Here is a 13593-nt window from a genome sequence, read left to right as displayed (position 1 = left end):
TGTCTTTGAGTGCCCATCAAGACCGGAAGGCTCGAAGGGGTTTGTAGTAGAAGCCAAGCGGTGGGTAGTCGAAAGAAGCTTCGCCTGGATGAATTTCTATCGCAGAATCACCAAGGACCTGGAGCGAACGATAGAAAATTCGGCTTCATTCATTTTGATGGCCAACATTCAGATGGTTCTATCGTCAATACAGAGAAATCTTGACTCGAATTTTTAGACACGTTCTTAGATTATTTGATGAAAATAATGAAGAGTATGTTTATTCAATTAACTCGTCAGTTACATCTAGTGATACCCATTTTGTGCATGGAATCGCTAATTTTTCCGGACCAGCAGCTGAGTCTAATCATTTGACAACAGATAATGAGGAAAACTTTGTGCTGGAGAATAAACGCATCGGACCAAGTCCTGGTACTAAAGGAGCAGAGTGTTATTGTGTTCCAGACGGCCTGGAGCAACATATTTGTGATGCTGGAGGCCCAGGCACTGCCGAATGCGAGCTTTCTACAGGACCACTTGTTGTTGATAGGTGTGGTGTTGGATGTGCTGTCGGATACTTTGCATGTTGTCAAAAATAAATTAATTATGTACTTGAAATTTTCCACTTTACTCCTGATGATCTTCCTAGCAACGTCTTGTGAAAATGACGCTGCCTTTGGAATTAATCTTGATACTCCTGCTTCGGATATCGTTTACCATCAATTTGAGAGGTTTACTATCTTTTATAATACTGACTCAAAAAAATTTCATAGTATTCAACATGAGAAACCTATTTCGCTTCCTGAGGTAGTAGTTCTCGTCAAGGAGAGGAGTACCGGAGGTCTTGAAATAATCGGTACTGGCGGAAAATCCTACCTTTATACCATCGGTAATGAGGGTTCAAATGAGTCCACACCAATAATCGGGTGGAGTAAATTTCATGGTCCTAATAGGGAGAAAGCTTTACTAGCAAAGAATAGGGAAGGCGATCAGAAATCAACGAGTGACGATTCATCCATATTTGATCTTGGTATCACTGATGATGATCTTGATGCCATCCTTTGTGTGTGTAGAAGTACTACTAATGAAGGCGGCACTCTTATTAGTGTTGATGAAGCTTGCGATAGTGGTGGTGTAGGTTCAACTTGGTGTGAACGGGAAATTGGTGGACAAGTAGTTGATGTCGGAATTGTTGAGTACTGTAAAGTAAAATGTCACCCTGGAAACTATGCCTGTTGTATTGACGACCCCGATGGCAACTAAAATGTTAGAGGATAAGTGCTAAAAGCATCTGTACGCTTTATGCTTCGGCAATCATTAGCAAGCCTTAAAAAAGAGAATTTTAGAATAACGTCGACGAGGCATTATCCTTTCACCTCTTTTAAAATTCTACTCTTATGTTGCCCAACAATAAAAGGACAAAATCGCGCGAAATTGATGCAAATAGGTGATAATTCCATCATTGAGGGGGGCGGCTTTAGAGCCGCCCCCCTCAATGGTTTTAGTGGCAAGAAACGCTGTTCTGGCTCATCCTAATTATGTTGGAAGATGGTACTGTCCTTGCTATATTTAAGCCTGATATTATAGAGTTTTTTTTTAAAAAATCAAGATAGCTTTACTTTCGGCTTTTGCTCGATAAAATCTGAAGCTTGAAACACACTGAGAGCATACTGTTTCACCAAAAACCGTAAAGGGCTGGCTAAAACAGCTATCCCTTTGCGGTTTCCTAAACCGGAGGCTCATTAACTCCAGAACATACAGCAGCTTTTACCTCCTCATAATCGCTTTACATTTTAGTAAGAAATTCCGCGATTATCCTGCGGATAATCTGCTCCACCCCTAGCTACCTTGAAAGGCCCCTCCATGGCTATGATCTAGGCGGTAGACCCCCCCAAAGCAGCACGAAGCTCCGGCCCAAACTGATTAACGAGCAAGTCAATACCTGCCATGTCCACCGTTTTCAGTTCCGGCAATTCAATCAGCGGCCAAACGCCGGTTTGCTCCCCGACGATCCGGACGGTTTCCGGGCTGTCTCCGCCGGAGTAAATCAACCCCGCCAGCGGGATGCCCCGCTGCTGCAGATACCCGATGCTCAGCAACGTATGATTGATACTGCCCAGGTAATGCCGCGACACCAAAATCACCGGCAGGCCCAGCCTGACGATCAGGTCCGCCACCGTCTCCCGATCATTGATCGGGACAAGCAAACCGCCCGCTCCCTCAACAATGAGCTTACGTCCGTTGGTTTCCGGGAGTTCGAAGTCGTCCAGCCCGATCTCGACCCCGTCTATCCGGGCGGCGTAGTGCGGGCTGGCCGGTGTGTTCAGCTCATGACGAACGGGATGAAAGCGCTCCGCAGGAGCGCCCGTCCAGGCTTTCACCCGGTCAGAATCGCCGAAGTTCAGGTCGCCCGCCTGGATGGGCTTCCAGTAATCTGCGTCGAGCGCTTGCTGCAAAAAGGCGGAAGTAACGGTTTTACCCGCGTCGGTGTGGATGCCGGAAACAAAGTACATAGAATACAAGAATATAGACAGCGAAAAAATCAAACGTTTGCCTGTCGGCTTTGCCGACTGGGGCATCTGCACTTACAGAAAATACTCGACGGCCAGTTCGTAGCCCCGTAAGCCAAACCCGATAATGATTCCTTCCGCCACAGACGATACATAGCTGTGGTGCCGAAATGACTCCCGTTTATGCACATTTGAGATGTGAACCTCTATAACCGGCGTTTCAATGCCCGATATCGCATCCGCCAGCGCCACACTCGTGTGGGTGTAAGCTCCCGCGTTCAGGATGATTCCGTCATAATGAAAACCTACCTCGTGCAATTTGTCCAGCAATTCACCTTCGTGGTTACTCTGGAAATAAGTAAGCTCTACGTCCGAATCTACAAATTTGCCCTTCAGGTGGATCATAAAGTCCTCGAAGGTGTCTTCGCCGTAAATCTCGGGCTCACGACGACCAAGGAGGTTCAGGTTGGGGCCGTTTATGATTATTATTCTCAACATAAGCAGATGGGGTAAAGGGCGGATTCACCCAGTTAAAAAGACGCTGCGAAGCTGAAACTCGTGCCGCTAAACGCCCCTGAAAGGGACTTTCAGAAAAGATGCTCCTTCACTGGTTTCGCGCAGCTACCGTTCAGGCAGATCAGATTGGGCCACAAAGTTAGCACTTGGCCCGATATCGTAGCTTTGCACCGGAACGGGAAACTCGTTTTGCTGCTTTCGTTCACCCCGCAGCGCTCCCCCGTCATAATTACATCCACTACCTGATCAATGGTTGCTCAGTTCTTCCGCAATGCTATTCTGCAAGTCTCCCTGAACCTGGCGGTCAAGGGCATTTACCTTTTCGCCATAGAGCGGACGGTGCAGAACGTACTCCCCGAAGGAGAATACGGGCTTTATTTTGCGTTGCTTGGTCTGGGGATGCTGCTGCAGGTAATTGCCGACTTCGGCCTTCAACTCTTCAACAGCCGGGTTCTGGCCGGTCACCGGCACCTGCTGGCAAAATACTTCCCCTACTTCGTTGGGCTCAAACTTCTGCTGGGGTCGGCGTTCATCGTTGTCTTGCTCGCAGCGGGCATTTTACTCGGTTACCGGGGCGAGGCCATTTATTTGCTGACGCTTGCGGGAGGCATTCAGTTTTTCAACAGTATCGTGCTTTACCTGCGGTCCAACCTTTCGGGATTGGGGCGCTATACCACCGACGGTTTTTTTTCCATTATGGACAAAAGCCTGATGATCCTTTCCGTCGGTAGTATTCTTCTCTTTGTGCCGGAGGAGCTTACCGTCCTGCGGTTTGCGGGTCTGCAACTTGCCAGTTGGGTATTTACCGCAGCGGCGCTGGTGCTGGTGATCAGCGACCGGTTGCCCCGCAAGCTGCCCCGATTCAGGAAAGCCACTTTCGCGCTTTTGTTGCGTGGTGGCGCACCCTACGCCCTGGCCGTTTTTCTGGCAACAGCCTACACCCGTACCGACGCCGTAATGATCGAGCGTATGCTGACCGACGGCGCCGCAGCGGCCGATCATTACGCAGCCGGTTACCGGCTGCTCGATGCGCTGAACATGATCGGCTGGCTGCTGGCGGGGCTGCTCATCCCGATGTACGCCCGGCTCCATAAACAACAGGAAAGCCTGATTCCTTTACTGCGGTTCAGCGTCCAGTTGTTACTGGCGGGCTCGGTTTGCGCTGCGGTTCCGCTTGCCTTCTACAGCCAGGAAATCACCCAACTGCTGTACCCCAAATTTGTGGAGCCGCAAACCGGACACATCCTCTTTTTCCTGGCCTTCAGCTTTGTGGCCCAAAGCCTCAATTACGCCTACGGAGCGCTCCTGAGTGCGACAGGCTACATCGGGCGAATGAACAAAATTTATGCCCTCGGCATCGTCCTCAATCTGGGGGGAAACCTTATTGCTCTGCCGCGCTACGGCGCCGCAGGCGCCGCGGCTGTAACCCTGCTCACCCAGGGTTTCGTGGCCACCACCCAGGCAGTTCTGGCGCACCGCTGGCACCACCTTGCGGGTACGACGGTGCCCTGGCTCCGGATATTGCTCTTCTCAACTTTCTTTGCATCCTGCGGCCTCGCCCTCGTTTATTTCTCTTTGTTCAACTGGCTGGCGGATTGCATACTGCTTGGTGCCTCAGGAATCGTTGCCGCAATGCTCGCCGGTCTGATCGACATCAGGCAACTTTCCTCGCTGGCCCGACAAAAATCGTGATCGGGCGCACACGCAGGTGCAAAAATGGTTAAAGAGCAATTGTACCCGACAGAATTGTAAACCAAGTCACCTCAGGATCGTTACTACCACATGCACGTACAAAAGCACTTTGGCAAACAAGGTATCTTACTCGTAAATCTCGGCACTCCGGATGCCCCGACTCCCGTTGCCGTCAACCGCTATCTCGGTCAGTTCCTGACCGATCCGAGGGTAATCGACAACCTCCCCTACCCCGTTCAGCAAGGTCTCGTGCGCGGCATCATTGCCCCCATCCGTTCCGGCATCGTGAACCCCTTCAAAGCCGGTGGATCAACGAAACTCTATCAGGAACTCTGGACCGAAAACGGAAGCCCGCTTAAATACTACGGTGAAATACTCACCGATGCCGTTGCGGAGCAAATGGGAGACGAGTTCGTCGTCCGGCTGGCCATGCGCTACCAAAACCCGAGCATCGAATCGGCTCTCAAAGAGCTGATGGACGAAGGGGTGAGCAGCATCACCATCTTCCCGCTCTTCCCGCAGTACGCAAGTGCCACTACGGGGTCGGTCCACGAAGAAGTAATGCGCCTGCTGATGAAGGAGCAAAACATCCCGAACGTCAACTTTGTCAACAGCTACTACGAGCACCCCGACCTGATCAAAGTCTTTGCCGATAACGCCCGCGACCTCGGCTCGCTCGATCAGTGGGACCACATCATATTCAGTTACCACGGCCTGCCCCAGCGGCAGCTCAAAAAAGCTGACCCAAGCAACTGCCACTGCTACGCCGACGGAACCAACAGTTGTTGCAACTCCATCAGCAAAGTAAATCAGTTTTGCTACTCGGCGCAGTGCGCCGCCACCACCCGGGCAATCGTGGAAGAACTGGGCCTCGAGGAAGGCTCTTACACCACCTGCTTCCAGAGCCGGCTCGGGTTCGATGACTGGGCAAAGCCCTACACCATCGACGTGATCGAAGACCTGGCCAAAAACAAAGGCGCGAAAAAAGTTCTTTGTTTCAGCCCCGCCTTCGTGGCCGACTGCCTGGAAACCACCATCGAGATCGGACTGGAATACCAGGAAGAATTCGAAGAATGGGGAGGTGAACACATCCAACTCGTCCCTTCTCTCAACGGAGATCCACGCTGGATCAACGCCGTAGTAGAAATGCTCCGCGAAGAAACCGGTGTGGCTATTGCCCGCTAAACTGACAAGCCAGGATTTTTCTCCTCAGTGCTTCATCTCCGTGCTGAGCTACTAACCACTGAAGTTAATTGTATTAAAACACCTTATTCCCTCCCTCCGGGCCGTTAACATCTTTAACGGTTTGGCAATGATCCATTGCCAATTTGAAACGTCTTTAGTATATCCCCCGATCGGGGGGTAAACTTTCAGCGTACAGCGTGCGCTCACCCCACCCTAAACCCTTTGCCCCCAAATCAAAACGAATGAAAAGACATTACATCCTTACGCTCTTATTCTTCGCATTTTCTTTCGCAGCCTTCGCCCAGGAGCGGGTTACCGTGAAAGGCTACATCAAGGATGCCGGCAACGGCGAAACCCTGATCGGAGCAACCGTTTTACTGAGCGGAACCGATAAGGGCACCACCACCAATGAATACGGCTTTTACTCTCTCACCGTCGACCCCGGCCAGTATACGCTCGTCGTTACTTACCTCGGCTACGAGGACGTCCGCCGGGAGGTAGAGTTGCTTGGCAACTCCACCCAGGATTTCGAGCTTTCCGAATCCGGCACGGCGCTCACCGAAGTGGTCGTAACAGCGAAGGAAGAGGACAACAACGTAAGCGCGGTTCAGATGTCGGTCGAAAACCTTCAAATGAGTACTATCGAACGCCTGCCCGCGCTGCTTGGCGAAGTGGACGTGTTGCGGAGTATTCAGCTGCTACCCGGGGTTTCCTCGGTGGGTGAAGGTGCCGCGGGCTTCAACGTCCGGGGAGGCTCTATTGATCAGAACCTCGTTATTCTCGACGAAGCTCCCGTTTTCAACTCCAGCCACCTCTTCGGCTTCTTTTCTGTTTTCAACCCCGACGCAGTAAAAGGCGTGAAGCTTTACAAAGGGGGCATCCCTGCGCGTTACGGCGGGCGGCTCAGCTCGATCCTGGATGTTCGCATGAAAGAAGGCAACAGCAAGCAATTCGAGATGCAGGGAGGAATCGGGACCATCTTCAGCCGCCTCAGCGTGGAAGCACCGATTGTGAAAGACAAATCCTCCTTCCTGCTGGCCGGTCGCCGGTCTTACATCGACGTACTCGCCGCCCCGTTCCTGGGCGATGATCTCTCCGGCACGAAACTCAACTTCTACGACCTTACCCTGAAGACCAACTATAAATTCAGCGACAAAGACCAGGTCTTCCTTTCCGGCTACCTGGGCCGCGATGTTTTTGCCCCTGGCGACCAGGCGGGTTTCAGCTGGGGAAATACCACCGGAACGGTGCGGTGGAATCACCTTTTCAATGATCGCCTGTTCAGCAACCTCACCTTTTACTACTCTGATTACGATTATGCCATCAACTTCGGGGACGATCCCGAAGAGGACGCCTTCGACTGGGACGCCAGCATCGTGAACTTCAGCGTCAAACCGGAATTCAGCTATTTCCTGAGTCCCGACAACGTGATCCGTTTCGGCGGCCAGGGCATTTATTACCGCTTCGAGCCCGCAAATGCGATTGCGGTAAGCGACGGTACGGAGATAGACATCAGCATCAACAATCAGTGGGCCATAGAGAGTGCAGTATTTCTGGAAAACGAGCTTAGCCTCTTCAAAAACAAAGTAAAACTCAACTATGGTCTCCGCCTCAGTCATTTTGCGTACCTCGGCGGCCGGCCGGTGTATGAGTTCGGAGAAGCTCCGCGGGTAGGGTTTGCCCGCCCGCTAACCGGAATAACCGAAACAGAAAAGGGAGAAGTGGTCGAAGACTGGTTCAACCTCGAGCCCCGCGCTGCGGTGCAATACCAACTCGCCCCCAACAGCTCACTGAAAGCCAGCTACCAGCGAACGGCGCAGTACATCCACCTGCTCAGCAACACGACGGCTTCGATTCCGCTCGACATCTGGACGCCAAGCACCAATAACATCGACCCTTCCATGGCCGATCAGTTTGCAGTTGGTTATTTCCGCAACCTCAAGGAAAACACCTACGAAGCCAGTCTGGAACTCTACTATAAAGACTTCAGCAACCTGGTCGATTACGTCGACGGGGCAGATCTGGTCCTCAATGAATTCGTGGAGGGGCAGACTCTGTCTGGCGAGGGCCGCGCCTACGGCGCGGAGTTCCAACTCAAAAAAGTGAAGGGACGTTTCAACGGTTGGATCAGCTACACCCTCGCGAAGAGTGAGCGCCTCACCCCCGGCGTAAACAACAACGAGTACTACGACAACCGTTTCGACCAAACGCACAACTTCAACATCACCGGCTTTTACGATTTGTCGGAAAGGGCGACCCTGAGCGCCACTTTCGTTTACAACACCGGCACACCGGTTACGCTGGCCAGCGCGGGGTACTACCAACTCGGTTACTACGTTCCGCACAACGAAGACGGAGGCCGTAATAACTTCCGAATCCCCGACTATCACCGTCTCGATGTTTCCGTTACGCTCGACCCCAAGAAGGAAAATGCGGACCGTCGTTGGCAGGGACAATGGGTTTTTGGGGTGTACAACCTGTACGGGCGTCGCAATGCCTTCACCGTTTCCGGCACCCAGAGCGAAGGCCGGGTAATACCGGGTAGTCCGGTGATGACCGAGTCGAACCAGCTTAGCGTGGTGGGCAGCATCATCCCTAGCATCAGCTACAACTTCAAATTCAAGTAAACCTCACCCTGCACCTGCGTGCGCGCCAGAATACTTTCCAATAAGACAGGGCGCGAACGCAGGTGCACAGAACGTTGGACATGAGCAAAGTGAAACTCTTCATCGCCGTTACACTGGATGGTAAAATTGCCCGCCCCGACGGCTCCGTTGCCTGGCTGGAGGAGTACCCAAACCCAGACGGTTTGGATTACGGCTATACCGATTTTTACGCCAGCATCGGAACGGTAGTGATGGGCCGGAAAACCTATCAGGAAATCCTCGGATTCGATGTTCCGTGGCCCTATGCGGATGCGCAGACCCTGGTGGTCAGCTCTAATTCGGCCCTGGAAACGCCAACTCCCCAAACCAGCGTTATTCCTGATATCGACCCAACGAGTCTGCGTCGTTTAACCTCCGAAGCGAAAGGGGATATTTGGATCATAGGCGGAGGCCAGCTCATTCGCTCTGTTCTGAATGCAGGTCTAGTGGATGAGATGACCCTGACCATAATCCCCCGCGTTCTCGGTGAGGGCATAGCCCTGTTTCCTGAGGGCTGTGCAGAGACTCACTTTACCGTTCAATCCGCCGAAGCCTTCCCAAGCGGGTTCGTCAATCTTGTTTACACCCGCAAAGAACCATAACCCCGAACCCTCAATTTTTCTAAGATTATGATCAAGTCAACCCTCCGTTTTCTGCTCCTTTGTTTTCTCGGTTTCAGTTTCTACAATTGCGAAGACCCCGTGACACTCGACTCCCGCTTTGTGGAGCCCCAGCTGGTGGTTGAAGCCTGGCTGAACAACATCTCGGAGCCCCAAGCCATCCTGTTATCTGAGAGCCAGGATTATTACGACAACCGTTTACCCACGCCCGTAACCGATGCGCAGGTAATCGTTTGCCAGACGGAAGACCAGCAGCCTACCCCCAACTGCTTCGTTTTTGAGCACGAAGGCGAAGGCCGTTACGTTTGGGAGCCTTCCGTTCCCGGAGAAACCCTGGGAGAAGTGGATATGGAATTTGGCCTAGGGATTCAGCGGGGCGACAAGCAGTACGCCTCTACTACCACTATGAACCGGACGGCGACCATCGACTCCATCAGCTTTCAGTTCGAAGAAGAATCCCTCGGGCTCGACGAAGGACTCTACGCCCAGCTTTACGCCCGGGACCCCGTCGGGACCGGTGATGCGTACCTGATCCGAACCACCTTCAACGATACGCTTCTGCTTAACCCGTCTGAACTCAACATCGCCTACGACGCCACCTTCAGCCCCGGCTCCGGCACCGACGGCATTGCCTTCATTTTCCCCATTCGCTTTGCCATCAATAAACAGGATGAAGACGGAGGCTTCATCCCGTTGGAAGAAGGAGACCATATTGCGGTAGAGGTGATCTCGCTCAGCGACGAAGCCTACCTCTTCCTGCGTATCGTATCCGAACAAATAAATAATGGAGGCAGTGGTCTTTTTGACCTGCCCGTAACCAATTCTCCAGGTAATATTTTTGAGATTGAAAGCCAGGAGGCTATACTGGGATTCTTTAACGTTGCCGCCACCGCGCGTGCAGAACGAACGGTGGAATGAGAACAGTAAAATCAGTGAATTGTAAAAATATCACGCCTGACTCTTTCATTTTCAACAAGTTAGTCACCCTCAATGTAGTTTTTGTCACTCATTAGCCGACTAATTGAGATATCGTCTCTATATTGCGTGACCAAAATATTGCCTTAACGTCTCCATAACGATCTTTAACGTTTTATCCGTTGGCGATTCGTTGAAATTTTATTTGAATGTCTAGTGCCAAGCCCCGTGGATTGTGTCATCCAGAAATGGAAGATCTGGCAATCATCATTGCTTACCGGGAGCGTAGAAACAGCACCTGTTTCCGACTGTTGCACGATCGCTATGCCGCAAAAATTTACGGCAAGACACTTACAATGCTGAAGAAGGAAGCAGTAGCTAAAGACGCAACACAAGAGATTTTTACCAAAATTTTCCTTAGCCTGGGCAAGTTTCAGGGCCAGTCCAAGTTTTCTACCTGGGTTTATTCGGTGACTTACAATTACTGTATAGATCTGATCAGGAAAGAAAAACGAAGCAGGGATTTATTCGCTGATGAAGTCGAGAATCCCCCTGACCTCGAAGCGGAAGAAGTTCCGGACACCGCGCTGACGACCATGAAAGTTAACGAGCTTCGTCATGTTTTGCGCAATATAAGTGAGACCGACCGCCGGTTGTTACTTCTGAAGTATAAAGACGGAGTTAAGATTAAAGATATTGCTAAGATGTTCGACAAGAACGAATCAGCGATAAAGATGCAACTCAAAAGAGCTAAAGAAAAAGCGAAGCGAAAACACCAAGAACTTTTCGCGAGCAATAACAACTAACCGATGAACAGCTTCCTGCTACTACAAGAACAAGACCACCAGGTTTTCGTAAGTAAGTACGAAAAGGAAATCCGTCAATCTGTGGAGTCACGGTTGAGGACGATTCATCTTATCGGCGATATATTTGAACACTTTTTCCCGGTAATGGCCGACACTATGTCAGTTTTAGCTGGCGGTAGTATCATTGACCCTGAAGATTCATATCTTACCATCGATGAAGACGATAGTTCCCGCCTTCCCCCTCCTACACCCGGAACTCCTGAAGGAGAAGATGTCATTCGTTAATCCACCACATGCAGCTACCAGAACCAGAGAATAGTAAAAGCATCATGGACGCCCTGTACGATCAGGCGTTGCAATTGTTTACCGTAATCCCTGCATTACTTAAAGGGTTGGTGATTTTCATCATCGGTATTATCCTTGCCAAGTTAGTTCGCAGGCTTATTCACCGGCTGCTCAGTGCAGTAGGTGTCGATAAGCTTGCTGACCGGCTGATGAGTATCGATATGTTCGAAAAGTCGAAGATCAATCTCGTTCCGAGTACAATCATCGCTACGACGACGTACTACTTCATTCTCATCATTTTTTCCATGGCTGCCGTGGAGGCAATGGGCCTAAGAATCATCTCGGACTTACTGAAGGATCTCATTGAATATATCCCCAACGGAGTCACAGCATTCCTAGTACTGGTGATCGGTATTTTTATTGCTGATGCGGTAAAGAAACTGATCCTTACTACCTGTCGCTCACTAGGCATCAGGTCAGGCAACCTGATTGCTAATATTGTTTTCTACTTCATCATGCTCAATATTGTGCTGATTGCCCTGCGGCAGGCTAAGCTGCAAACAGAGTTCATGGAGGACAACATGTCCATCATCCTGGCGGGTATAGCCGGTGCTTTTGCTATCGGTTACGGACTTGCGAGCAAAGATGTAATAACCAGTATTCTTGCCGGATTCTACAGCCGGGACAAGTTCCACGTTGGCGATGAAATAACCATCGACGGAAGACGGGGAGAGGTCATCACTATCAACAATAATAACATCATCATTCGCTCCGACGAGAGCGAGCACGTTATTCCGTACAGCAAAGTGACTTCGGAAGGTGTTGAAATTCATATCCGCCGCGATAAAGGGCCAGCCCTGCCACCACATGAGGGGTAAAATCTCCTGCGCGTTTCCTGGCCTAACCGCCATCGAAAAATTAATTTCCAGACAACCGCTCGTGTTATCACCCGAGAGGTGCCGGAAAAAGATCCCCGTTTGGCTGCTTAAAGTGGTCAAATAATTCCATTCTCACATATTCAGGCTCGTTCCGGCGGGGTTATACGCACCTGCTCTTTCGGCCTCCTTGTCAGTAAGTTGTGCCCCTGGCACGCTGTGGCCAGAGAAGAAGAACCGGAAAGCCGGAGTGCCACTACTCTCCCTCTCCGTCAACCGAATAGGTGTATTGATCTTAGTGCCCGGAGAGGGTTACGGCGTTCGTCCTTTCCTGATAAATGAAAAACGTTGCACATTTGTGCTGCCGAGAGGCGTGACCTTCTGATGAAACTACGTCCAAAAGGCCGGACAGTAACGTACGTGGTCGTTACCTGTCGTCATCAAAATTCAAATCAATCAATTCTTACTTATATGAAGAATCTATTCTCTTTTATTCTTTTCATGGTATTCGCTACCGGAGCCGTACAGGCGCAGACGCTTGAGGAACTCAAAGCGCAAAAAGCAGAACTTGTTGCCAAGCAGAACGAAAAGCTTGCTGAAGCAAACTCTTTCAACGGCGACATCTCTGCTCTGGGAAAGAAAATCGAATTGCTTTCTGGCTGGCAGACCGGGCTCAACGGACTTCTGGGGCTTAACTTCAACAACTCCAGCAACTGGCAGGCCAACGCTAACCGCAACAGTTCATCTTCTACCCTTACCGTAGGCATCAACGCTTTTGCCAACAACATCAAGGAAAAGACTTACTGGCGCAATACCCTGACGACCAACGTAAGCTGGCAGGGACTCGACAACGACACCAAGGACGACATCGAAGGCGGTGGCTTCCTTGAGAACCGTAACGGAGACGTACTGATCGCCTCCTCTCTTTACGGTCTTCGTTTCTCTGAGGATCTCGCGGCGACGGCTTTAGTCGACCTCAACACTTCTGTGTTCAATTTCCTTAGCCCTGGTACTGCAGACTTCGGTATTGGTGCAACCTGGACGCCGTCTTCCATCCCTAACCTGGTGGTAGTTGCTCATCCTATCACTTACCACTTCGCTTTTTCTGGTTTCGACGGTGTAGACAGCCAGTCTGCTCTTGGCGCTAAAGTGAAAGCCACCTACGCTCTCGAACTCCCCGGCGGTGTATCCTGGTCTTCTAACCTTGGTGTATTCTTGCCTTACAGCAACGACAAGACCGTTATTTCTTACCTGGACGAAAACAACGTTGAGCAGACCAGCGAAGAAGGCCTGTTCGAGTACACATGGATCAACTCTTTCAACGTCGCTGACCTCTGGAAAGGTGTTGGACTCGGTTTCACCGTAGGTGTTCGCAAAGCTGGTTTCGAGTACCCCGACGGTCTCCAGACTTACACGGCTCTTGGCCTGACTTACGGTTTCTAAACCCAACTACTGACGCACAGCTGATGCCCGACCTCCGATAAAGAGCAGGCGCTCACGCAGGTGCAAAATTTGTTGGATTAAACGAATGGCGATGAGGAATTACTTCCTCATCGCCATCTTTT

Annotated in this window: 13 protein-coding genes and 1 pseudogene; 12 read left to right on the top strand and 2 right to left on the bottom strand. The window is 50.9% G+C overall.

The window, feature by feature from the left end; genetic code table 11:
* The 3 genes and pseudogenes from FUA23_RS23125 to FUA23_RS11940 all read left to right on the top strand — a co-directional run.
* Positions 1 to 131 (top strand): annotated as a pseudogene (locus FUA23_RS23125) (IS5 family transposase); the annotation flags it as partial.
* A gap of 69 nt (positions 132 to 200) precedes the next feature.
* Positions 201 to 578 (top strand): hypothetical protein, encoded by a 378-nt coding sequence (locus FUA23_RS11945; protein WP_147930977.1) that lies wholly within the window; start codon positions 201 to 203, stop codon positions 576 to 578.
* 7 nt (positions 579 to 585) lie between these two features.
* Positions 586 to 1242 carry a hypothetical protein gene (locus tag FUA23_RS11940; RefSeq protein WP_147930976.1) on the top strand — a complete coding sequence of 219 codons (657 nt, stop codon included), beginning with the start codon at positions 586 to 588 and terminating at the stop codon, positions 1240 to 1242.
* A 611-nt stretch (positions 1243 to 1853) separates the two neighbouring features.
* Here FUA23_RS11940 and bioD read toward each other — a convergent pair.
* Together bioD and aroQ are read right to left on the bottom strand one after the other, a co-directional pair.
* A complete protein-coding gene (gene bioD, locus FUA23_RS11935; protein ID WP_147930975.1) occupies positions 1854 to 2492 on the bottom strand; it encodes a dethiobiotin synthase in 639 nt (212 codons plus the stop codon).
* A 72-nt stretch (positions 2493 to 2564) separates the two neighbouring features.
* The gene (aroQ, locus tag FUA23_RS11930; protein ID WP_147930974.1) at positions 2565 to 2987 is read right to left on the bottom strand and encodes a type II 3-dehydroquinate dehydratase; all 423 of its coding nucleotides are present in this window, start codon (positions 2985 to 2987) and stop codon (positions 2565 to 2567) included.
* Positions 2988 to 3254: 267 nt separating this feature from the next.
* Here aroQ and FUA23_RS11925 point away from each other — a divergent pair, with 267 nt between their 5' ends.
* The 9 genes from FUA23_RS11925 to FUA23_RS11885 all read left to right on the top strand — a co-directional run bounded on the left by FUA23_RS11925 (position 3255) and on the right by FUA23_RS11885 (position 13471).
* On the top strand, positions 3255 to 4697 hold the full coding sequence (locus tag FUA23_RS11925; protein WP_147930973.1) for an MATE family efflux transporter: 1443 nt from the start codon (positions 3255 to 3257) through the stop codon (positions 4695 to 4697).
* Between the two features lie 90 nt (positions 4698 to 4787).
* The gene (hemH, locus tag FUA23_RS11920; RefSeq protein ID WP_147930972.1) at positions 4788 to 5882 is read left to right on the top strand and encodes a ferrochelatase; all 1095 of its coding nucleotides are present in this window, start codon (positions 4788 to 4790) and stop codon (positions 5880 to 5882) included.
* Positions 5883 to 6124: 242 nt separating this feature from the next.
* Positions 6125 to 8509: a TonB-dependent receptor gene (locus FUA23_RS11915; protein ID WP_147930971.1), complete on the top strand. Its 2385-nt coding sequence runs from the start codon at positions 6125 to 6127 to the stop codon at positions 8507 to 8509.
* Between the two features lie 80 nt (positions 8510 to 8589).
* On the top strand, positions 8590 to 9129 hold the full coding sequence (locus FUA23_RS11910; protein WP_147930970.1) for a dihydrofolate reductase family protein: 540 nt from the start codon (positions 8590 to 8592) through the stop codon (positions 9127 to 9129).
* Between the two features lie 27 nt (positions 9130 to 9156).
* On the top strand, positions 9157 to 10065 hold the full coding sequence (locus FUA23_RS11905) for a DUF4249 domain-containing protein (protein ID WP_147930969.1): 909 nt from the start codon (positions 9157 to 9159) through the stop codon (positions 10063 to 10065).
* Between the two features lie 206 nt (positions 10066 to 10271).
* The gene (locus FUA23_RS11900) at positions 10272 to 10868 is read left to right on the top strand and encodes an RNA polymerase sigma factor (protein WP_246144174.1); all 597 of its coding nucleotides are present in this window, start codon (positions 10272 to 10274) and stop codon (positions 10866 to 10868) included.
* Positions 10869 to 10871: 3 nt separating this feature from the next.
* Positions 10872 to 11153 (top strand): hypothetical protein, encoded by a 282-nt coding sequence (locus tag FUA23_RS11895; RefSeq protein ID WP_147930968.1) that lies wholly within the window; start codon positions 10872 to 10874, stop codon positions 11151 to 11153.
* A gap of 8 nt (positions 11154 to 11161) precedes the next feature.
* Complete coding sequence (locus FUA23_RS11890; RefSeq protein ID WP_147930967.1) at positions 11162 to 12031, top strand: mechanosensitive ion channel family protein; 870 nt, start codon at positions 11162 to 11164, stop codon at positions 12029 to 12031.
* Positions 12032 to 12499: 468 nt separating this feature from the next.
* Entirely contained in the window at positions 12500 to 13471 is a 972-nt protein-coding gene (locus tag FUA23_RS11885) for a DUF3078 domain-containing protein (protein ID WP_187270994.1), read from the top strand.
* The last annotated feature ends 122 nt before the right edge of the window (positions 13472 to 13593 follow it).

It is taken from the genome of Neolewinella aurantiaca (assembly GCF_008014675.1).
In the GTDB taxonomy this organism is placed as follows: Bacteria; Bacteroidota; Bacteroidia; order Chitinophagales; family Saprospiraceae; genus Neolewinella; species Neolewinella aurantiaca.
The sequence above is the reverse complement of the archived record's forward strand: the minus strand, read 5'-3'. Positions and strand labels throughout refer to the sequence as shown.

Excerpts from the sequence above, each read along its gene's own strand:
- FUA23_RS11940 (WP_147930976.1), top strand. The coding sequence starts at position 586 with ATGTACTTGAAATTTTCCACTTTACTCCTGATGATCTTCCTAGCAACG.
- FUA23_RS11890 (WP_147930967.1), top strand. The coding sequence starts at position 11,162 with ATGCAGCTACCAGAACCAGAGAATAGTAAAAGCATCATGGACGCCCTG.
- FUA23_RS11885 (WP_187270994.1), top strand. The coding sequence starts at position 12,500 with ATGAAGAATCTATTCTCTTTTATTCTTTTCATGGTATTCGCTACCGGA.
- FUA23_RS11900 (WP_246144174.1), top strand. The coding sequence starts at position 10,272 with ATGTCTAGTGCCAAGCCCCGTGGATTGTGTCATCCAGAAATGGAAGAT.
- hemH (WP_147930972.1), top strand. The coding sequence starts at position 4,788 with ATGCACGTACAAAAGCACTTTGGCAAACAAGGTATCTTACTCGTAAAT.
- aroQ (WP_147930974.1), bottom strand. The coding sequence starts at position 2,987 with ATGTTGAGAATAATAATCATAAACGGCCCCAACCTGAACCTCCTTGGT.
- FUA23_RS11905 (WP_147930969.1), top strand. The coding sequence starts at position 9,157 with ATGATCAAGTCAACCCTCCGTTTTCTGCTCCTTTGTTTTCTCGGTTTC.
- FUA23_RS11915 (WP_147930971.1), top strand. The coding sequence starts at position 6,125 with ATGAAAAGACATTACATCCTTACGCTCTTATTCTTCGCATTTTCTTTC.
- FUA23_RS11895 (WP_147930968.1), top strand. The coding sequence starts at position 10,872 with ATGAACAGCTTCCTGCTACTACAAGAACAAGACCACCAGGTTTTCGTA.
- FUA23_RS11925 (WP_147930973.1), top strand. The coding sequence starts at position 3,255 with ATGGTTGCTCAGTTCTTCCGCAATGCTATTCTGCAAGTCTCCCTGAAC.
- FUA23_RS11910 (WP_147930970.1), top strand. The coding sequence starts at position 8,590 with ATGAGCAAAGTGAAACTCTTCATCGCCGTTACACTGGATGGTAAAATT.
- bioD (WP_147930975.1), bottom strand. The coding sequence starts at position 2,492 with ATGTACTTTGTTTCCGGCATCCACACCGACGCGGGTAAAACCGTTACT.